Source organism: Sphingobium fluminis, assembly GCF_037723805.1.
Taxonomy (GTDB): Bacteria; Pseudomonadota; Alphaproteobacteria; order Sphingomonadales; family Sphingomonadaceae; genus Sphingobium.
The window spans coordinates 819,972-839,825 of the sequence record NZ_JBBJUK010000001.1 but is presented as its reverse complement, the minus strand read 5'-3'; the positions used below and the strand labels follow the sequence as shown (position 1 = coordinate 839,825).

General features: G+C 62.9%; 21 protein-coding genes and 1 pseudogene. 12 read left to right on the top strand and 10 right to left on the bottom strand.

Translation table 11 applies throughout. The features are described 5' to 3' along the window. Positions 1-5: 5 nt before the first annotated feature. Genes WG907_RS04205 through WG907_RS04190 form a run of 4 tightly spaced genes read left to right on the top strand, consistent with a single transcriptional unit; the run spans position 6 to position 4,020 of the window. A complete protein-coding gene (locus tag WG907_RS04205) occupies positions 6-668 on the top strand; it encodes a CpaD family pilus assembly protein (protein ID WP_340231353.1) in 663 nt (220 codons plus the stop codon). 1 nt (position 669) lies between these two features. Next, positions 670-1,959 carry a pilus assembly protein CpaE gene (locus WG907_RS04200; RefSeq protein ID WP_340231352.1) on the top strand — a complete coding sequence of 430 codons (1,290 nt, stop codon included), beginning with the start codon at positions 670-672 and terminating at the stop codon, positions 1,957-1,959. Positions 1,960-2,014: 55 nt separating this feature from the next. Next, a complete protein-coding gene (locus tag WG907_RS04195; RefSeq protein WP_340231351.1) occupies positions 2,015-3,013 on the top strand; it encodes a type II secretion system F family protein in 999 nt (332 codons plus the stop codon). Between the two features lie 17 nt (positions 3,014-3,030). Beyond that, a complete protein-coding gene (locus WG907_RS04190) occupies positions 3,031-4,020 on the top strand; it encodes a type II secretion system F family protein (protein ID WP_340231350.1) in 990 nt (329 codons plus the stop codon). 7 nt (positions 4,021-4,027) lie between these two features. On the opposite strand, the gene WG907_RS04185 is transcribed toward WG907_RS04190, so the two are convergent. The 4 genes from WG907_RS04185 to WG907_RS04170 form a co-directional block, all read right to left on the bottom strand. After that, entirely contained in the window at positions 4,028-4,720 is a 693-nt protein-coding gene (locus WG907_RS04185; protein ID WP_340231349.1) for an aspartate/glutamate racemase family protein, read from the bottom strand. A 20-nt stretch (positions 4,721-4,740) separates the two neighbouring features. Then, positions 4,741-5,421: a Re/Si-specific NAD(P)(+) transhydrogenase subunit beta gene (locus WG907_RS04180; protein ID WP_340231348.1), complete on the bottom strand. Its 681-nt coding sequence runs from the start codon at positions 5,419-5,421 to the stop codon at positions 4,741-4,743. Then, the gene (locus tag WG907_RS04175; RefSeq protein ID WP_340231347.1) at positions 5,418-5,642 is read right to left on the bottom strand and encodes a proton-translocating transhydrogenase family protein; all 225 of its coding nucleotides are present in this window, start codon (positions 5,640-5,642) and stop codon (positions 5,418-5,420) included. Before WG907_RS04175 ends, WG907_RS04180 begins: the two co-directional genes overlap by 4 nt. An 83-nt stretch (positions 5,643-5,725) precedes the next feature. Beyond that, positions 5,726-5,848 carry an aa3-type cytochrome c oxidase subunit IV gene (locus WG907_RS04170; RefSeq protein ID WP_340231346.1) on the bottom strand — a complete coding sequence of 41 codons (123 nt, stop codon included), beginning with the start codon at positions 5,846-5,848 and terminating at the stop codon, positions 5,726-5,728. A 151-nt stretch (positions 5,849-5,999) separates the two neighbouring features. Between WG907_RS04170 and WG907_RS04165 the strand changes: the two genes are divergently transcribed. Together WG907_RS04165 and WG907_RS04160 are read left to right on the top strand one after the other, a co-directional pair. Then, positions 6,000-7,442: a sigma-54-dependent transcriptional regulator gene (locus tag WG907_RS04165; RefSeq protein WP_340231345.1), complete on the top strand. Its 1,443-nt coding sequence runs from the start codon at positions 6,000-6,002 to the stop codon at positions 7,440-7,442. Positions 7,443-7,522: 80 nt separating this feature from the next. Beyond that, positions 7,523-8,152, top strand: coding sequence for a hypothetical protein (locus WG907_RS04160; RefSeq protein ID WP_340231344.1), 630 nt, complete (start codon positions 7,523-7,525; stop codon positions 8,150-8,152). 322 nt (positions 8,153-8,474) lie between these two features. Here the strand turns inward: WG907_RS04160 and WG907_RS18175 are convergent. Beyond that, positions 8,475-8,753: pseudogene (locus WG907_RS18175) on the bottom strand (GIY-YIG nuclease family protein). A gap of 152 nt (positions 8,754-8,905) precedes the next feature. Continuing rightward, positions 8,906-10,222: an adenylosuccinate lyase gene (gene purB, locus WG907_RS04155; RefSeq protein WP_340231342.1), complete on the bottom strand. Its 1,317-nt coding sequence runs from the start codon at positions 10,220-10,222 to the stop codon at positions 8,906-8,908. A 272-nt stretch (positions 10,223-10,494) separates the two neighbouring features. Between purB and WG907_RS04150 the strand changes: the two genes are divergently transcribed. Then, complete coding sequence (locus WG907_RS04150; protein ID WP_340231341.1) at positions 10,495-10,863, top strand: EF-hand domain-containing protein; 369 nt, start codon at positions 10,495-10,497, stop codon at positions 10,861-10,863. A 115-nt stretch (positions 10,864-10,978) separates the two neighbouring features. Here WG907_RS04150 and WG907_RS04145 read toward each other — a convergent pair whose 3' ends face one another. The 3 genes from WG907_RS04145 to ku all read right to left on the bottom strand — a co-directional run bounded on the left by WG907_RS04145 (position 10,979) and on the right by ku (position 14,676). Beyond that, entirely contained in the window at positions 10,979-11,170 is a 192-nt protein-coding gene (locus tag WG907_RS04145) for a hypothetical protein (RefSeq protein ID WP_340231340.1), read from the bottom strand. A gap of 122 nt (positions 11,171-11,292) precedes the next feature. Beyond that, positions 11,293-13,785: a DNA ligase D gene (ligD, locus tag WG907_RS04140; protein WP_340231339.1), complete on the bottom strand. Its 2,493-nt coding sequence runs from the start codon at positions 13,783-13,785 to the stop codon at positions 11,293-11,295. Between the two features lie 3 nt (positions 13,786-13,788). Beyond that, positions 13,789-14,676, bottom strand: a complete 888-nt coding sequence (ku, locus tag WG907_RS04135; RefSeq protein WP_340231338.1) for a non-homologous end joining protein Ku — start codon at positions 14,674-14,676, stop codon at positions 13,789-13,791. Between the two features lie 143 nt (positions 14,677-14,819). Between ku and WG907_RS04130 the strand changes: the two genes are divergently transcribed. From WG907_RS04130 to WG907_RS04110, 5 genes are all read left to right on the top strand, one after another. Then, the gene (locus tag WG907_RS04130) at positions 14,820-15,146 is read left to right on the top strand and encodes a lipopolysaccharide assembly protein LapA domain-containing protein (RefSeq protein ID WP_340231337.1); all 327 of its coding nucleotides are present in this window, start codon (positions 14,820-14,822) and stop codon (positions 15,144-15,146) included. Further along, on the top strand, positions 15,143-15,817 hold the full coding sequence (gene pyrF / locus WG907_RS04125) for an orotidine-5'-phosphate decarboxylase (RefSeq protein WP_340231336.1): 675 nt from the start codon (positions 15,143-15,145) through the stop codon (positions 15,815-15,817). Before WG907_RS04130 ends, pyrF begins: the two co-directional genes overlap by 4 nt. Before the next feature lie 283 nt (positions 15,818-16,100). Further along, on the top strand, positions 16,101-17,258 hold the full coding sequence (locus WG907_RS04120; RefSeq protein ID WP_340231335.1) for an NADH:flavin oxidoreductase: 1,158 nt from the start codon (positions 16,101-16,103) through the stop codon (positions 17,256-17,258). Between the two features lie 164 nt (positions 17,259-17,422). Continuing rightward, positions 17,423-18,397, top strand: a complete 975-nt coding sequence (locus tag WG907_RS04115; protein WP_340231334.1) for an NADPH:quinone oxidoreductase family protein — start codon at positions 17,423-17,425, stop codon at positions 18,395-18,397. 102 nt (positions 18,398-18,499) lie between these two features. After that, positions 18,500-19,132: a 5'-methylthioadenosine/S-adenosylhomocysteine nucleosidase gene (locus WG907_RS04110; protein ID WP_340231333.1), complete on the top strand. Its 633-nt coding sequence runs from the start codon at positions 18,500-18,502 to the stop codon at positions 19,130-19,132. A gap of 56 nt (positions 19,133-19,188) precedes the next feature. Here the strand turns inward: WG907_RS04110 and WG907_RS04105 are convergent, their stop codons facing one another. Further along, positions 19,189-19,842: an outer membrane protein gene (locus WG907_RS04105; RefSeq protein ID WP_340231332.1), complete on the bottom strand. Its 654-nt coding sequence runs from the start codon at positions 19,840-19,842 to the stop codon at positions 19,189-19,191. Positions 19,843-19,854: the final 12 nt, after the last annotated feature.

Here is a 19,854-nt window from a genome sequence, read left to right as displayed (position 1 = left end):
AAGACATGACTTTTATGTCCCGCAAGGCCCCCTTCCGCGTCGCTGTCCGCCTCAGCGCGATCGCTCTCCTCGCCCTCCCGCTCGCTGCCTGCGAAACGACGAGCAATCGGAGCTTGGAATCGATCCATCAGCCGGTGGTGAGCTACACCTCCTACACGTTCGACGTGCAGTCGAGCCGCGATGGAGGCCTGCCCAGCTATGAAGCCCGACGCCTCAACGACTGGTTCGCCTCTATCAATCTTTCCTACGGCGATCAGGTCGCGATCGTGACCGATGCGGGCTATTACAGCCCCAGCCTGCGTGAGGGCATTGCCGATCTGGTGGCCCGGCACGGGCTGCTTGTGGGCGAGGACAGCTCGGCTGCGGCGGGCGTCGCACCGGACGGCGCAGTTCGCCTGATCGTGCGTCGTGCGACCGCGAGCGTCCCTGGCTGCCCCGACTGGAGCACCAAGAGCGAAACCGATCCGCAGTTGGGCACGTCCTCCAACTTCGGCTGCGGCGTAAACAGCAATCTCGCCGCCATGATCGCCAACCCCGAGGATCTCGTGCGGGGCCAGACGAGCGACAGCGGCTTGCGCACGGCAACGTCGAACCGCGCCATCTCCACCTATCGAGAGAAAGCGCCGACCGGATCGGGCGATCTCAAGACACTCGACGGAGGCAAGTGAGATGAACGCTCCCTGGAAACCCGGCCATGCCGGCCCGCGTGATCCCTTCCATGCCTTCGTCTGCGACGAACATAGTTTCGATCTGCTGCGATCGGTCGCGGCCGATCTCGGCTGGGCGCCCGAAAAAGTGAACAAGGGCGGCATGCGCAATGCGGTGCAGAGCCTGTCGATCACGGCCAGCCCGCAAATCCTGTTCGTCGACATGTCTGAAAGCGGCGATCCGCTGAACGATATCAACAGCCTCGCCGAAGTATGCGAACCCGGCACGGTGGTGATCGCTGCGGGCCAGGTCAACGACGTACGGCTTTATCGCGATCTCGTAGCAAGCGGCATTCAGGATTATCTGCTAAAGCCCTTTGGGGCCGATCAGGTCCGCGACGCGCTGACGCAGGCGCAGGCCGTCTTCATGGCCCCGCGCGATGCAGCGCCGGAGCGACCGCACATGACCGTCGCCGTCATCGGCACCCGTGGGGGCACGGGTGCGTCGAGCATCGCCACGTCGCTGGCCTGGATGATGAGCGAGAAAAAGAAACGGCCCACCGCGCTGCTCGATCTGGATGTCCATTTCGGCACCAATGCGCTGGCCATGGACCTGGAACCGGGACGCGGCCTGACCGACGCGATTGAAAATCCGAGCCGCATCGACGGTCTGTTTATCGAGCGCGCCATGGTGCGGGCCAGCGAAACACTGGCGATCCTGTCCGCCGAAGCGCCGATCAGCCAGCCGATGCTGACGGACGGCGGGGCCTTCTATCAGTTGCTCGAAGAATTCCGGGCAGCGTTCGAATGCAGCGTCATCGATCTGCCGCGCGGCATGCTGATCCAGCACCCGCACCTTATGAACGACGTCAATGTGACGCTTGTTGTGACCGAGCTGACGCTGGCGGCGGCGCGCGATTCGATCCGCATCTTGTCATGGCTGAAAACGCACTCGCCGCAGTCCCGCGTGCTGGTGGTCGCCAACCGCGTCCATCCCGGCGCGCCCGAAATCACCCGCAAGGATTTCGAACAGTCGATCGAACGGAAGGTCGATGTCGTCATTCCGTTCGACCTGCGCATCGCTGCGCAGGCGGCGAAACTTGGCAAGACGCTCGCGGAAACTGCCAAGGGCAGCAAAGTGGGCGCGGCCTGCACGACGCTGTTCGATGCGGTGATCGGCGCGGCTCCCGACGACAGCGCGCCCGGCCCCGGCAAGGCCGCCCGGAAAAAGGGAGATTCCCTGCTCGGCAAGATCGGCGACTTCAGGGGAATGATCCCGTCGCGGCGTAAAGCGACCATATTGGAAGATTGATGCGACGCGCCACCCGGCTGGCGACGTGAATTCCTAAAGCGGAACAGGCGGAAATATGGACGGCAAGCTCATCCTGATGGCGATACTGCTGACCACCCTCATGGGTCTGGTCTATATGGCTGTCGCTGGTCCTTCACCGGAAGCGGCGCGCAAACGCCGGATCGCCCTGATCCGCGGCCGCCACAGTGATTCCGCCGAGGCTTTGCTGGAAGCGAGAATGCGCAAGGCAATTTCCAACCGGGCGACCGGTGCTGAAGCCACGATGCTCGTGTCGCTGATCCCTAATCCCGAAAATTTGACCAAACGCATCCGCATGACGGGCAAGAAGTGGACGCTCAGCCAATATATGGGCGTGAGTGCCGGCATTGTCCTGGCGATAGCGGCTCTGCTGATGATGCGTGGCTTTCCGCCTTTGTTCGCCGTGATGATCGGCCTGGCAGCCGGCCTCGGCCTGCCCCACTGGTGGATCGGGCGAATGATCGCCAAGCGGATTCAGAAATTCAACGCGAAATTCCCCGATGCCCTCGAACTGCTGGTGCGCGGCCTTCGTTCGGGCCTGCCGATCGCCGAGACACTGGGTATCGTGTCGAGCGAGGTGCCCGGCCCTCTGGGCGAAGAGTTCAAGCTCATCACCGAGCGGATCAAGATCGGCAGGACGATGGAGCAGGCGTTGCAGGAAACCGCCGACAGGCTGGGCACGGCCGAATTCCAGTTCTTCGTGATCACGCTGGCGATCCAGCGCGAAACCGGCGGCAACCTCGCTGAAACCCTGTCCAACCTCGCCACGGTGCTGCGCCAGCGCGCGCAGATGAAGCTCAAGATTCGCGCGATGTCATCGGAGTCCAAGGCGTCCGCTTATATTATCGGCGCGCTGCCTTTCCTGGTGTTCGGCATGATCAGCTACATCAACTTCAATTATATGAGCCCCTTCTACACGCCCGACCCGGCAGGCACTTTCGGGCTCAGCCTGATGCAGGTCGTCGGCATCGGCGGCATGTGCTGGATGGGCATCGGCGCCTTCATCATGGCGCAGATGATCAATTTCGAAATCTGACGGGGAGCGCAGCAATCATGGACGGCCCTACCCCTACCGGCACTTTGTTCGGTTTGACCGCGACCGATTTCGGTACGCTGCTCGCCGCCATGGCGACGCTCGCTATGCTGTTTGCGCTCTATGCCGTCATGACGGTGCGCGATCCGATGGCCAAGCGCGTCAAGGCGCTTAACGAGCGTCGCGAACAGCTCAAGGCGGGCATCACCGCGTCCACGGCCAAGCGCCGCGCGAAACTGGTTAGGAAGAACCAGACGACCGATAATATGCGGTCTTTCCTTTCCAGCCTCAAAGTGTTGCAGGACGACCAACTCAAGGACGCGCAAATTCGGCTGGCGCAGGCCGGCATCCGTTCGAAGGACTGGGCTGTCGCCGTCATCTTCGGCCGTATGATCCTGCCGATCGTGATCGGCGGCTTTGCAGCGATCATGCTCTATGGCGTGGGCGCGATGCCCGAATGGGGCGGCGGCAAGCGCTTCATGGCGTTCGCGGTGGCGCTATTGCTCGCCTACAAGGCTCCCGATATCTTCATCAACAACAAGGTGCAGAAGCGTTCGGCCCAGATCCGCAAGGGCCTGCCGGACGCGCTCGACCTGCTGGTGATCTGCGCGGAGGCGGGCCTGACCGTCGACGCCGCATTCAACCGCGTCGCGCGCGAACTGGGGAAAGCCTATCCCGAACTGGGCGACGAATTCCAACTGACCGCAATCGAATTGAGCTTCCTGACCGAACGCCGCATGGCGTTTGAAAATCTCGCCAACCGCGTCAAGCTTGACGCCGTCAAGGGCGTCGTCACGACGATGATCCAAACCGAGAAATATGGCACCCCGCTCGCGTCGGCCCTGCGCGTGCTTTCCGCCGAATTCCGGCACGAGCGTATGATGCGCGCGGAGGAAAAGGCCGCGCGCTTGCCTGCGATCATGACTGTGCCGCTGATCCTCTTCATCCTGCCGACGCTGTTCGTCGTCATCCTTGGCCCTGCAGCCTGTTCGATCAGTAAGGCCTTCTAAAAAACCGCTACTGACCGAGGATCAGGTCGACGCCCGCCTTTGCATGGATCGAGGTGCCGTCGTAGATCGGAAGGACATTGGCCTTGAGGTCGACGATCAGTTCCAGTTCGGTGCAGGCCAGCACGGCGGCCTGCACATCTTCCTTCGCAATATCCGTGAGTTCCGATTTCATATAGCGCTCGGACTCGCGGCTGACCTTGCCCACTGTGAGTTCGTCATAGACGATGCGGTCGATCCGGTCCGCCAGTTCCAGATCCGCCGGCAACAGGGAAATGCCGTGCGACACAAGCCGCTGGCGATAGAATTTTTCGGTCATCACGTTGCGCGTGCCGATCAGGGCGACTTTCTCCACGCCATCGGCTTTCATGCGCCGGCCAACGGTGTCGGCAATATGAATAACGGGTATGGCGATCGCACCCTGCACCAGATCATAGACCCGGTGCATGCTATTGGCACAGATAAGGATCGCCTCAGCGCCCGCCTGCTCCAGTCGCCGGGCCGAGCCGATCAGCACGTCTGCGGCATGCACCCAGTCCGCCTCGCTGCTTGACCGGCCGATCTCCGCGAAATCCAGGCTTTCGATGATGAGCGGAGCGCTATGCTGGCCGCCCCTCGCGCGATGCACCGCTTCGTTGATGAGTTGATAATAGCGTGCCGTAGACGTCCAGCTGAGACCGCCGATCAAACCTAATTTGTGCATCTTCCCGCTCAATCCTGTCACTATGGCGTCGCTCCGCCTGCGCTTCCAGCCGCGGTAGGGGATGGGAGGCTCGATGGGCAAGCTCTTCCTGCCACCTTGCCTGGCCGGGCGATCATCGCAGACAGGAATGCGATCGCCATAACCCCGGCGAGGATCATCACCCAATTTTCGAGTAACAGCCCCCCAGCGACGGCTCCCGCACCGGAACATAGCGACGGCAACGTCAGGCGCTTGCCGGGTGGGGTGTGTCGCCCTTTCAACAGCAGGACGACGACGCCGGTCGCGCCGATCGCGCCCAGCCCGACACAGACCGCTATCCCCACCCGGCCGGGAAAACCGGGCACGATGCCGAACGCATCCGGGTCGAGACCAAGGGCTACCCCGAACAATAGAACCGCAAGCCCAACGAGGCCCTGTAACCAGAGCATAAGAGGGACAAGCCCCCCCCTGCCCGTGCGCCGCGCCGCGAGCCAGCCGATCCCGCCGCCAGCCAGCATCGTGCCGATCATTTCCGGCAGGCTCAGGGCGTCGAGCGTGCAGACCGTCGTCGCGAGCGACAGCATCAGCCCGGCCAGGCCAATGCGGCCGGCGATCGGGCTCGGCGCCGGTGCCATGCTCCGCAGCAAAGCGGCGAGGAACAGGCATCCGGCCACCAGATAGCATAGGCCGACAAGCGGCGATGCGATCGCGGCCTCGCTCATTCGTCACGCTCTTCGGACGAGGCAGCCGCCATTCGCTCCATTGCGACGAAGCCGCCGACGAGGCTGGTCGATGCCAGCAGGACGGCGGCGAGGCCTAAGTAGCGCGCGATCATCCGCCCGGCCTCGGCCGAAGCGACCAGCGCCCCGATCAGGATGATGCAGGACAGGAGGCCGCACAGCATCACGAGCGGCGGAAAAGCCGGGACGGAAGCGCACCGCATGTCGCTAGGCCAAAGTCGGCAACGGGTGCAGCATCGCGAGGCGGGACGTCATGCCAGTCGCGAAGGATGCACAGCCACCGCCATCAGGAAATCAGCAGCACCACCAACGCGGCCAGCGCCACACTGACGATCGTGCCCCATTTCACCACCGACACGAAGCTGGAATAGGTCTGGGTCGCGCTCTTCATATTGCCGTCGGTCGCCATATCAAATCCCCTAAAAGCCGATGTCAGGCCGCCCTCTTATCGCCAAGGCGGCTGGCTCTCAACCCGTGAGCCCCAAGAAATTCCGTTTAGATTAAGGCGGTATTTACCCCCTTCGCGCTAGGGTTACGTCCTGGCCGAAACGAGGGGACCGATGGCGCGAGACGGCGTTCCGATGCTGATGCTGATCGACGACGAGCCCGCCCAGCGGCGGCTCGTCGCGGCGCTTGCGGCGCGTGCGGGATGGCGCACATTGCTGGCGAGCGACGGCGAAACAGCGATCGCCATGCTCGGCACGCAGGATGGCATGCGCCTGGATGCGATCGTGCTGGATCAATGGAGCCCGGATTATGAGCCATCCGGCCTGATCCGCGAAATCCGGGCGCGTCGACCAGCACTGCCGATCCTGATCCTAACCGCCCATAACAGCGTCGCCGTCGCCGTCGAAGCGATGCGCGCGGGGGCGACCGATTATCTTTCCAAGCCGATCGCGCCCGAACGGCTGCTCGCTGCGCTCAACGCGACGCTGGCCGATGACGTCAATGGCGAATTGCGCCCCCTGACCGAAAAGATCACCGCCCCCCTCTCGTTCGAGGATGTGGTCGGGTCCGCGCCCTTGTTCCGCACCGCACTGGCCATCGCCGCCAAGGCGGCCCGCGCGCGCATCCCCGTCCTGATCGAGGGCGAGAGCGGCGTTGGCAAGGATGTCATCGCCTGCGCCATTCATGCGGCCTCGCCGCGCCATAAACAGGCGATGGTCACGGTCAATTGCGGCGCGATCCCCGCGAACCTCGTCGAATCGGAACTGTTCGGTCATGAGCGTGGCGCGTTCACCGGCGCTTTCGAACGGCATATCGGCAAATTCCTGGCCGCCGACATGGGCACGCTCTTCCTGGACGAGGTGAGCGAGATGCCGCTCGACGCGCAGGTCAAACTGCTACGCGTGCTTCAGGACGGGGAGGTCCAGCCGATCGGCGCGCGTCGTCCGGTCCATGTCGACGTCCGCGTCATCGCAGCCACGAACCGGCGATTGCAGGACGAGGTCGAGGCGGGGCGTTTTCGCGAAGATCTCTATTATCGGCTCAACGTCGTGCAGTTGACCGTTCCGCCACTGCGCGAACGGATGGGCGATGTCCCCGCGCTCAGCCGCCATCTTCTGGCGCGAATCGCGGCGCAGCCGGGATTGCGGAGCCTTGGGCTGACCGGGGATGCGCTCAACCTGCTGATGCAGCATGACTGGCCGGGCAATGTCCGCCAGCTGCAAAATGCGCTGTTCCGCGCCGCCGTGCTGTGCGAGGGCGACGCGCTGACACCGCAGGATTTCCCGCAGATCGCCGCCCATATCGTGATGCGCGGACAGGGCGACCCGCACGGCGCGCGCAGCAAAGTGTCGCGCCAGTCACAGGAGGGCGCGGGCATCACCCTGTTCGAGGGCGACGGCCATGTTCGCCAGCTAGCGGAGATCGAGGCCGATGTCATCCGCCTCGCCATCGGCCATTATCGCGGACGAATGACCGAGGTTGCCCGGCGACTGGGCATCGGGCGTTCGACACTGTATCGCAAGCTGACCGAACTCGGCATCGACAGCGCGGCATAAACCGCGATTTGCCGCCGACCGGCATGACGGCGCATCGCAGCGGCGTTGAAAATGTCGGTCGCCTATGCTTTTGGTCGGGAATGAAAAGCGCTTCCCTCGCCCCGCTCCTTCCCTTCCTCCTGCTGGCCGCTTGTGGACGGGCGGAACCCGTCGAAAATATGCCGAGTCAGGACGAGTTGGCGGCCGCCGCCAATGCGGCTGCGGCGCACGCCCTTGCCACCGCAAAGACCGACGAGGTCGTAGACAGTCGCAACTATGTGAACCTGGCGCACGGCTTTTCCGTCACCCTGCCCGAAGGCTGGGCCAAGGATGCGGGATCGAGCACGGATGCGGGCGTCGTCTTTCAGGACCCGGGCGCGGGCGCGGATGTGCGCGTCTTCTGGCAGGCCAATGACAATGACAAGACGCTGCAGGAAATCGTCGAGGCGGTCAGCAGCGGGTCGGACACCGTCGATGGCGATTTCGTCGGCACGAACGAATATCGCGGCACCGCCAACGACGGCGAGGGCAATAATGTCGCCGTGCGGTTGCTCCGGCAGGCGGACGGGTCGATCGTTACCGCGACGTTCGTCTATCCCGAGATGCTGAGCGAGCAATATCGGTCGATCGCGCAAAAGGTGCTCGACAGCCTGCGCGTCTTTGCGCCCAAGGACGAGGCGACCGCCGAGAGCCCGGCCGAAAACAGCGCGGCGCCGGCCAAGGCGGACTGAGGTGCCCGGCCTCGAATTGGGGCGCCTGCCCCGATCAGGGTGACACAGGTTACACAACAGCGCGCACGGGCCAACAGGCGCGCGCCTGCGCGAAGCGATGCATTATCTCGACACGTCAAGAGCCGGGCGGACATACTGGATCGGACGGCGTGTAGGACAGCGCAGCGCAGGAATAGGATGTTTTTATCGCCGCCATGGCAATTGGGTCGCGGTGCCGTCCTGTCGGCTAACGACCATTTGCGGTCTTCAAAATGCGGCGCCATTGCTTGCAAGCGGCGCTTCCCCTTATCGTCACCCCAGCGAAAGCTGGGGTCTCAGGCGGTCAGAGGATGACGTCCGTCATATCGCGCCAGTCAGGATTTCTTTCTTCGACACGCCGGATTTTCCATTCGCGTTTCCAGGCTTTCAGTGCTTTCTCGCCGTGACGTCATCATGTGGCTCGATCAGAACAAGGCGGGATCAGCCGGTATTTTTTACACAAAGCCGAACCCGTGCCGTGTCGATGTTGTTCGGCGCGCACGGCCATGTCGGCTGTGACACCAACATAGAGAACGCCTGTGGGCTTGTTGGTCATGATGGAGGTGTAGCCGCCTCGCGCCATATCCAGCTGTAGCGCGTCGCCGCCTGAGACCCCAGCCTTCGCTGGGGTGACGGTGGGTTATACGACACGGCGCTTGCGACGTAAACCTGTCGGTCCCCTAACCACCCAAGCCAGAGTCCAAACACCCACATACCTAAGCCGTGTGCGTCCCTTCAGACTTCGCCGAACACCCGGCGGAAGATCGTGTCGACCTGTTTGAAATGATAGCCGAGGTCGAATTTCTCTTCGATCTGGCTCGCGGTCAGCGCGGCGGACACATCGGGATCGGCCTTGAGCAGTTCCAGCAGCGACAGCCGGCCGTCGGATTCCCAGACCTGCATCGCGTTGCGCTGGACGTAGAGATAGCTGTCCTCGCGCGAGACGCCGGCCTGGGTGAGCGCCAGCAGGACGCGCTGGGAGTGGACGAGGCCGCCCATCTTGTCGAGATTCTTCATCATCCGCTCGGGGTAAACGAGCAGCTTGTCGATGACGCCGGTCAGGCGGCCGAGCGCGAAGTCGAGCGTGATCGTGGCGTCGGGGCCGATATAGCGTTCGACCGACGAGTGACTGATATCGCGTTCATGCCACAGCGCGACATTTTCCATCGCCGGCATCGCATAGCTGCGCACCATGCGGGCAAGGCCGGTCAGATTTTCGGTCAGCACCGGGTTGCGCTTGTGCGGCATCGCCGACGAGCCTTTCTGGCCCGGCGAGAAATATTCTTCCGCCTCCAGCACTTCGGTGCGCTGGAGATGGCGGACTTCGACCGACAGGCGCTCGATCGAGCTGGCGATGACGCCCAGTGTCGCGAAGAACATGGCATGGCGATCGCGCGGGATGACCTGGGTCGAGACCGGCTCGATCGCAAGGCCGAGTTTCTCCGCGACATGCTCTTCGACCTGCGGGTCGATATTGGCGAAGGTGCCGACCGCGCCCGAGATCGCGCAGGTAGCGACTTCGGCGCGTGCGGCGATCAGGCGCGCCTTGCAGCGGGAAAATTCGGCATAGGCTTCGGCCATTTTCAGGCCAAATGTGACGGGCTCGGCGTGGATGCCGTGGCTGCGGCCGATGGTCGGGGTCAGCTTATGTTCGAAGGCGCGGCGCTTGATGACGGCCAGCAGCTTGTCGAGATCCTCGATCAGCAGGTCGGACGCGCGGGCCAGCTGCACCGCGAGGCAGGTGTCGAGCACGTCGCTCGACGTCATCCCCTGATGCATGAAGCGGGCTTCGTCGCCCACCTGTTCGGCAACCCAGGTGAGGAAGGCGATGACGTCGTGCTTAGTGACTGCTTCGATCGCGTCGATCGCGGCCACGTCGATATTGGGGTTCGTGCTCCACCAGTCCCACAAAGCTTTGGCGGCGGAGGGCGGCACGACGCCCAGTTCGCCCAGCTTCTCGGTCGCGTGCGCCTCGATTTCGAACCAGATGCGAAAACGCGCCTCCGGCTCCCACAGGGCGGTCATTTGCGGGCGGGCGTAGCGCGGAACCATGGCGAATCCTGACGATGAGTGAATGCTGTGGCGGGCCGCGTAGCAGCGTCGCCGCGCAGGGGCAAATCTCTCGAAGCGGGCAAAGACAGCCACGAACCGGCAACGGCTGGTCCCGGATTGGGCCATGTATCGGGTCCAGCCGACCCGCGCAGGCCGACGAAGCGTGGGGATGAACAGATGTTCATGCAACAAAGCTGGCTAACCGTCATTCTATCATCATAGTTTGCAGAAAGCGCCCTTATGACGCTTCAGATCATCCGCAGGAGACAGCCATGATCCGCACGATTTTATTCTCAACGGCGCTTGCCGTCACCGCGCCGGCGCTGGCGCAGGCCCCGACGACGCAGCCGGCCGCGACATCACAGGCGGGAGCGCCGCAGAGTCCGGCCGCTGCGGTCGCGTCGATCGTGGACACCGAGTTCCCGGCCTATGACGGCAATAAGGACGGTCAGCTCGACCAATCGGAATTTTCACGCTGGATGGTTGCACTGAAAGATCAGGAGATGAAGGCGACGGGCAAGACCCTGCCGGCCGATCAGGTTTCGGCCTGGGCCAGCGGCGCCTTTACGACCGCCGACAAGGATAAGAGCGTTTCGATCAGCAAGCCTGAACTGATCAGCTATCTGAGCGGCGGCGCTTAACCGATCCCCCAATATGTCTGCTTGTCACGAAGGCAGGACATAAGAGCCCGAACGGGTCGCATCAGAGGCGGTATGGAACGAAGGCCATACCGCCTCTTTTTATGCGCCCCTTTGCTCAGCGCTTGTTTCGCCCGGTATAGAGGAGCGCGGCGACGATCGCCGCCGAACCGATTCCGACAGCCGTGCCCATCCAGACCCGGCCGGTAGATTTGCGCGCCCCGGAAGCCGGATTGGGTGTGGATTGAGCCGCCGGAGCGTCGGTGAGGGTTGCACCGCTGACTGGTGCTTCGTCTTTGGTTTTGCTCATGATCCTGCCGTTATGGCGCAATCGGATTCTCCGTTAAAGGGGGAAGTCGCCCCAGGATGGCGATTTTGCCACTCTATTTTCATGAGTTTCCCGCATGATGCGAGAGTCGCCCGGGCTGCCGGCTAAATATCGGGCAGAAGCTGCTTGGCCTGCCCCCACCCGCGCAAGGCGCGCGATCCGGCGCGTTCGACCAGCACGTCCACGTCGGCGATGGTGAACATGCCGGCGCTCTTTATACCGTCAAGCTCATCCCAGGTCACCGGCGTGGAAACCGGCGCATTCTCCCGCGCGCGCACGACATAGGGGAGGACAGCCGTTGCCCCGCGCTGATTGCGCAGCCAGTCGATGAAGATGCGGCCCTTGCGCTTGGCCTTGCTCATCGTCGCGGTGAAGCGATCGGGCTCGGCCTGCGCCAGTGCGCGCGAGAAGCGATCGGCGAAATCCTTGACCTGCGGCCATTGCGCGTCGGGCGTGAGCGGCACGACGACGTGCACGCCCTTGCCGCCGGACAAAAGCGGAAAACTGACGAGGCCGATATCGTCGAGCATGCGACGAATGTCGCGCGCGGCTTTCTTGACGTCCTTGAAGTCCAGACCTTCATCGGGGTCGAGATCGAACACCATGCGGTCGGGGCGCTCGATATCGGCGATCAGCGCGCCCCAGCCGTGAAATTCGATCGTCCCCATCTGAACGCAGGCGAGCAGGCCGTCGATGCCCTCGACATAGAGATAGTCTTCGCTGCCTCCATCCTTTTCGAGAATGGGAATATGCTTCACATGATCGCCGAAGCTGCCGCTGTCATGCTTTTGAAAGAAGCATTTCTTGGCCCGTCCCTGCGGGCAGCGGACGAGGCTGATCGGTCGCGATGCGATCCATGGCAGCAGGCAGGCGCCTGCCACTTCGTAAAAGTCGGCAAGCTGCCCCTTCGTGATCTTCGCTTCGGGGAAGATCAGCCGGTCGCGGTTGCTGATGCGAACGTCGCTATGCGTATCGGGCGCAGCCATCGGTTCCTCCCTCGTGACATCGGCCGCCGCCTTGTCCTCGCGCAGGGCGAGGAAACTGGCGTGGCGCACGACCTTGTCGGCGGTGAATTCGGCAAAGGCGATTTCCGCCACCAGATCCGGCGCCACCCAACGCGCGCCCCTTGCGTCGGCGCGCGGGACGGCGACCGGCGCATCCTTGCGCGCGAGCCTGCTCAGTTCCTCCGTCAGTCTTTCGCTGTTGCCGGCGTTGAAGCCGGTGCCAACCTTGCCCGCATAAACGAAGCCGTCGCCCTCATATTGGGCGAGCAGCAGGTTGCGGATCGCGCGCCCGCTCGCGCTGCTGGGCGTCCAGCCGACGATCACGAACTCCTGCCGCCGGGTGCATTTGACCTTCAGCCAGTTTTTCGAGCGCGTTCCATAATAGGCGGCGTCCGCGCGCTTGGAAATGATCCCCTCCTGCCCCGCGCCGCACATCGCCGCGAACAGCTTCTCGCCGGCGCCGATGACATGGTCGGACGCATGGATATGCGGGCTGCCCGCGCCCAGCAGGCCGGCGAGCTTTTCCTTGCGGGCGATATTGGGCAGGCTCGTCAGATCCTCCCCGTCCAGTTCGAGCAGGTCGAAGGCGAACAGGTCTAGCGTGCCGGCATCCTCCCCCTTGAGCCGCTTTTGCAGGGTCGAAAAATCGGGATTTCCCTGCGCGTCCAGGGCGACGATCTCGCCATCGATCAGGGCTGGCGGCAAGTCCAGTTCCCCGGCCTCGGCCGCGAGGGTCGCGAAGCGATCGGTCCAGTCGAGGCCGGTCCGCGTGAAGATCTTCGCCTTGTCACCGGCAACGGCAAGCAGGCACCGATAGCCGTCATATTTGATCTCGTGCAGCCATCCGCTGCCGGTTGGCACCGCGTCGACCAGCGTGGCGAGTTGCGGCTTGCGGAAGGCAGGGAGTGCGCCGGCCCCCGCCTTCGCCCTTTTCGGCCGGACTGCCGGGATCGCTCCGTCGGCCTTCTTCATCGCGGCGTCGAAGGCCTTGCCCGTCTTGCCCTTGAGCGACACCGCGGGCGCATCTGCGGCTATCTCGCCCATGGTGCGGCCACTACGGATGCTCGTCAACTCGCGCGCGACCAGATCCTCCGCGCCGCCCGCATACGCATCGTCGATCTTGCGCAACAGCCAGTTTTCGCGTTTTTCGCCGCCCCGCGGCTTCAGGCGAATAAGCAGCCATTCGCCCTTCATCCGCTGGCCACGCAGGATGAAGTGGAGATGCCCTTTTTCAAGGTCTTTCGCGCTCTTGCCCGCTATGGGCTCCCATGTGCCCTCGTCCCACAACATGACGGTGCCGCCGCCATATTCGCCCTTGGGGATCGCGCCTTCGAACGTCGCATAGGAAAGGGGATGGTCCTCCGTCCGCACCGCGAGCCGCTTGTCGGCCGGGTCGGGACTGGGGCCGCGCGTCACCGCCCAGCTTTTGAGCACGCCATCTATTTCGAGCCGGAAATCATAGTGGAGGCGCGTGGCGTCATGCTTCTGCACGATGAAGCTGTTGCCTGGACCTTTGCCCCGCTTGCCCGCCGGCTCCTTCGTCCGCGCGAAGTCGCGCTTGCGATTATAGTCGCTGAGCAGATCGCGGGCCATCGATCATGCTCGCTTGCGCGGGGGGGATTTGACAGGTCGCTTGGCAGCAGGGTCCTTTTTTGGTGCGGCAGATTTCGGCGCGGCGGCGCGTTCCGCCCTGCCCCCGCCGCCGACCGATTTTTTCAGCGCGGCCATCAGATCGATGACATTGCCACCCGGCTTGGCCGGGGCATCGTCCGTATCTTCGAGGATTCGCCGGCCCTTGGCCTTTTTCTTCTTTTCGATCAGGCGCTGAAGCGCATCGACATAGCGATCGTGGAACTTGTCGGGATCGAATGTGGCGGTCTTCTTCTCGATCAGTGTCTCCGCCAGATCGAGCAGGTCGGTATCGGGCTTCACATCGTCGATTTCGCGGAAATAAGTTTGCGCACGGTTGACCTCGTCGGCGTAGCGCAGCGTTTCCAGCACCATGCCGCGCCCGCAGGGTTTGAGGGATACGACATATTCGCGGCCGCGCATGGCGAGCTGGCCCAGCCCCACTTTTTTAGTACGGCGCAACGCTTCGCGCAGCACGATGAAGGCTTCTTCGGCCAGATCGTCAGCCGGCACGACATAATAGGGGCGCTCATAATAGAGCACGTCGATCTCGCTGGCGTCGACGAACTGGGTGAGTTCGAGCGTCTTCTTGCTTTCCAGCTTCACCGCTTCGATTTCTTCTGGTTCGAGCAGGACATAGTCGCCCTTCGAAATCTCGAAGCCTTTGACGATATCCTCCGGCTTGATCGCGCCGAGGCCGGGTACGGTCTTTTCATAGCGGACCCGCTTGCCGCTCGGCTCGTGGATCTGATGGAAGGCGATCTGGGCGCCCGATTTGGTCGCGGCGTAGATTTCCACGGGAATCGAAACCAGGGCCAGCCTGATCTGCCCCTGCCAATATGCGCGCGCTGCCATGCCATGATACTCCCTCGCTACGTCAATGCGCGGCCGCATCGCGGGTTCCGTTATGGCCTCGCGCTCGCTTCGTCCGACGAAGCGCTTCCGCCTGCCGCTAAAATCGCCTAGGTTGTGCAAAATCAGCAGCTAGAGACCATGAGATGCAATTTTTGCGAACTGCCTTCTGGGTTGTCATGGCCGTCGCGGTCGCCCTGTTTTGCAAGGCGAACAACCGGCCCATGGAGATCAAGATCTGGGGCGACATCATCTGGGAGACCCGCATCTGGTTCCCGATGCTGATCGCTTTCCTGCTGGGTGCCATCCCCTTCTGGATCATGGCGCGCGCCACGCGCTGGCGGCTCAAGCGTCGCCTTGAAAGCGCGGAGCGTGCGCTGGCCGCCGTCACCACCGCCGCCGCGCCGCCTGTCGTGGTCTCGATCGAGGACGAACCCATCGTCACCCCGCCAATCGTGTCAGGACCAGCATGAGCAGCCCCCTCTATGTCGCCATCGACACGCCCGATCTCGTCAAAGCGCAGGATCTTGCCCGGCAGGTGCGGAACCATGTCGGCGGGCTGAAGCTGGGCCTCGAATTTTTCTGTGCGAACGGCCATCATGGCGTGCACGAGATGATGAAGTTCGGCCTGCCGATCTTCCTCGACCTCAAGCTGCACGACATCCCCAATACCGTGGCGAAAGCGGTGCAGGCGCTGCACATGCTGGAGCCTGCCATCCTGACCGTCCATGCCGCCGGCGGGCGAGCGATGCTGGAAGATGCCAAGGCGGCCGCCGGCGTCAGGACCAAAGTCGTCGCCGTGACCGTGCTGACCAGCCTCGATGATGGCGACCTGCTCGACATTGGCGTTGGCGGAAAGGCGCAGGACCAGGTCGCGCGCCTCGCCGATCTGGCACAAAGCGCCGGGCTCGACGGGATAGTCTGTTCGGGCGAAGAGGTCGCGCTGGCCAAAAAGGCGTGGCCCGATGGGTTTTTCGTCGTTCCCGGCGTTCGTCCGGCGGGCGGCGCGATGGGCGATCAGAAGCGAGCGGTGACCCCACGCGAGGCGCTCGATCGCGGCGCGTCGATCCTGGTGGTCGGGCGTCCGATCAGCCTGGCGGAAGACCCCGACATGGCGGCGCGGGCGATCGAGGCGACGCTTTAAATATTTGGTCCAAGCATGTGCTGGTATGCCTGGTTTGATTTCCAGAGTTGCTGGGCGGCCCCGTAGGGGGTAGCTTGCGATCGCTGTAGCTCGCCTCAAATGGCGTGCGTGGTCCTGGCTCTGCTGTTGAGCATCGCGTAGGCGGGCGCCGCCCGGCATATCCCGCCACGCCGGACTTTCGGCTCGGCCAATCTGCTGCGGTCGGCGGCAGACGGCTTTCGATTTGACTCTACCCGGCCGCATCCATATCCGTGCGCGAAAGCATAATTAAGGAGGATGCCTTATGGTCGAAGGATCTCGCCCCGTTGGTCCATTATTTGCGCCCTTTCGTCTGAAGGCTCTGGAACTGCGCAACCGGATAGTGTTGCCGCCGATGAGTTTCCATGCCGGTCTGGAGGGCGTTCCCGGCCAGGATGTGCTCGATTATTATCGCAAGCGAGCGGAAGGCGGCGCTGGGCTACTGTTGACAGAAGGGATTTACGTCGACCATCCGTCGGCCAGCGACAAGGGCCACGTCCTGCGCTTCCATACCGACGCTGCCTTGCAGGCCTGGGGCGAACTCGCCAGGCAGGTCCACGGCGTAGGCGGGCTGATCATGCCCCAGCTCTTCCACAACGGCCTGATGTACGATCAGGTCGAAATGGTGAAGGGACGCGAGGTCGGCTATGATCCCGCCAAGGGCGAGATCGGGCCGTCAGGCTATATCCATCCGGGCGTCAAGGTGAAGGACGAGATGACCCAGGCCGAGATCGATGGCGCGGTCGACGCCTTTGCGCGCGGCGGCGAAAATGCCAAGCGGATGGGTTTTGACGGTGTCGAAATCCATGGCGCGCATGGCTATCTGGTCGATCAGTTCTTTTGGGAAAAGACCAATATGCGCGAAGACCGCTATGGCGGCTCGATCCGGAATCGTGCCCGGTTCGCCGAGGAAATCGTGCGGGAAATCCGCCGTCGGGTCGGCCCCGACTTCCCTATCCTGATGCGCCTGTCACAATGGAAATTGCAGGATTACGGCGCAAAGGTCGCCAACAGCCCGCAGGAACTGGAAGAACTGCTCGCACCGCTGATCGACGCTGGCGTCGATATGTTCGACGGTTCGCAGCGCCGCTATTGGTTGCCCGAATTTCCGGATAGCGATCTGAACTTTGCCGGCTGGATCAAGAAGATTTCGGGCAAACCCGTCATTACCGTCGGCTCCGTCGGACTGAGCGCGGACATGACCCAGAGCTTTGAATCGGTGATGGATGCCGAAATCGTCAATCTGGATCGCTTGATGGAGAGGTTCGAGCGGGACGAATTCGATCTGGTGGCGGTAGGCCGCGCGCTGATTGCTGACGCCGAATGGCCCAACAAGATCCGCGATGGCCGAACCAGCGAATTGCGGAAATTTTCGGTGTCTATTCTGGCCGAATCGCCCGGCAACGCTGACGTCCTGCGCTAAGACGGATGGCGTGAACCTGACTATCCCCGGGCACGAGCGATGATGCAGGCGGGGTGTTGCGACCGGATGTTGTCCGGCCCCACTTCATGCTAGGCACGGTGCCAATATCGCGTGATGTCGGCTAGCTTCCGACGATAAACCCGCAACCGGACTGAAAGGCATTGATGCGCGCTCTCCAGGTCACTGCTTTATCATCCGATTTCAGCGGATGTTCGCTCAAAGAGGTGGCTACGCCGGAGATCGGCCCCGGCCAGATTCTCGTACGCGTCGAAGCCGCTTCGTTGAATTTTCCGGACTTGCTGATGGCGCAGGGGCTGTATCAGTTCAAACCCGAATTGCCCTTCATCCTTGGCATGGAGGTGGCTGGCACGGTCGAGCGCGTGGGATCGCCCTGCGCCTTCAAGGTCGGCGACGCGGTCGTTGGCACGACGAGAGTGGGCGGCTTTGCCCGTTATGTCGCGGTGGATGCGCATGTGTTGCGGCCCAAGCCGGCCAATGTCAGCTTCGCCCAGGCGGCAGCTTTCGGCATCGCTTACCTCACCGCCTATGTCGCGCTGGTCCGGTTGGGGAATCTTCAGCGCAATCAGTGGCTGCTCGTCCACGGCGCGAGCGGCGGGGTCGGGCTTGCCGCGGTCGATTTGGGGAAGGCGCTCGGCGCGCGGGTCATCGCGGCTTCGGGATCGCCAGAGAAGCTGGACGCGATTGCAGCCCGTTACGCGCCCGATGCGATACTCGATACCAGCAAGCCGTTCCGCGACGAGGTAAAGGCCCTGACCAACGGCGGGGCGGATTGCATTTACGATCCGGTGGGCGGCGACATTTTCGACGAAAGCACGCGCTGCATCGCCTTTGGCGGCAAATTGCTGGTCGTTGGATTTGCGTCAGGGCGCATTCCGGTCATCTCCGCCAATATGCCGCTTATCAAGGGATTTTCCGTGGTCGGCGTTCGGGCCGGAGAGTTTGGGCGAAGGTTCCCAGAACTTGGCCATGAAAATCTGGATGCGATATGGCAGATGGCGGCGGAGGGACGACTGACGCCCTATGTCCATTGCGAACTGCCACTTGGCGAATGGCGCGAGGCTCTTCGGCTGATGAGCGAGCGCAAGGTGACCGGCAAGATCGTCCTGAGACCGGAGTGATGCATCGGCCGCGATGGGTCACCTTTCCGGCGCTCGCATCAGGGCGACCTGAGTCCCATCATCTTTGGCGCAACGCCAGGCTGGGGTAGGAGACATGTCGAAATGAAGTCCGGGAGTTCTATTTTGCCCAACTGCGAGAGCATCGCCGGCCGGCGCGTCCTGTTCGTGATGGCGGCGGAAGCCGAATATGGCGCACAGCTTTCCCGCCGGTTTAAACCGCTGATGACCGGTGTCGGCCCGGTTGAAGCCGCGTTGGCGACGGGCATTGCCTTACGCGACCTTGAGCGGGCCGAAAGCCTCCCCGATCTCGTCGTCAGTCTCGGCTCGGCGGGTTCGCGCGTCTGTACATTGGGCGAGGTGTATCAGGTTGCGAGCGTATCATGGCGGGATATGGATGCATCACGGCTGGGATTCACCAAGGGGGTGACGCCGTTCGTCGACCATCCGGTCGACCTGCCCCTGTTCGTGCCGCTGGATATACCGGCCATGCGCCTGTCCACCGGTGCTAATATTATAGGCGGGGAGGATTACGCCGCGATCAATGCCGACATGGTGGACATGGAAAGCTTTGCAGTCGCGCGCGCATGCCAGCGCTTCGATGTGCCGTTAATGGGCCTGCGCGGCATATCGGACGGTCCGGGCGAACTTGCCGGGATGCTCGGCTGGACGCAGCTGCTGACGCTGCTGGACGAACGGCTCGCGATCGCGGTCGATAGGCTGGCCGACACGCTTTAGGGTTGATGCTCTAGAACGAAAGAAGGGGCCGCAAGGGGCGGCCCCTTCCCCTTCATTCAGAAGCGATAGCCGACGCTTGCCACCACCTGATGCCGGTCGGTGTCGACGTCGAACCGGCTGCTTGTCGCGCCGTTGCGGAAGTCGATATGGCCGTCATCATATTTGGAATAGCGATATTCCAGCTTGGCGAAGCTGTGCTCGCCGATCGCCCGTTCGGCGCCGCCGCCGATCCGCCAGCCGTCCAGCTTGAACGCCGTGTCGGTGCTTTGGTTGGTATCCCCTGCCAGCACGTTCAGTTTGGTATTGGTGTAACCGCCCTTTACGTAAAGCAGCGTCTGGGGATTGGCGAGGAAGCCGGCCCGTGCGCCGACATACAGATCCCGGCCCTGGCTCACCCGGCCAAATCCGAACGTGTCGGTCGGATCGCGGCGGTCGCTTTTGGCGGTCGAGTCGGTGAATTCGCCTTCCACGCCGACGACGGCGCTGCCGAGATTGACGTCATAGCCCGCACCGACACCATAAAGCAGGCCGTCGATCGACTGATCGTCCCGCCCATTATTATTATCGATCGAACTGCCTGCACCGATATGGTCATAGCCAAGGATCGCTTCGACCCGAGGACCGGTAAAGGTGGGGCCGGTTTCCTGCGCCATGGCGGGCGCCGTGGCGATGCCGGAGGCGAGCAGCGTTGCGACCATTATTTTACGCATAAGTTTAACTCC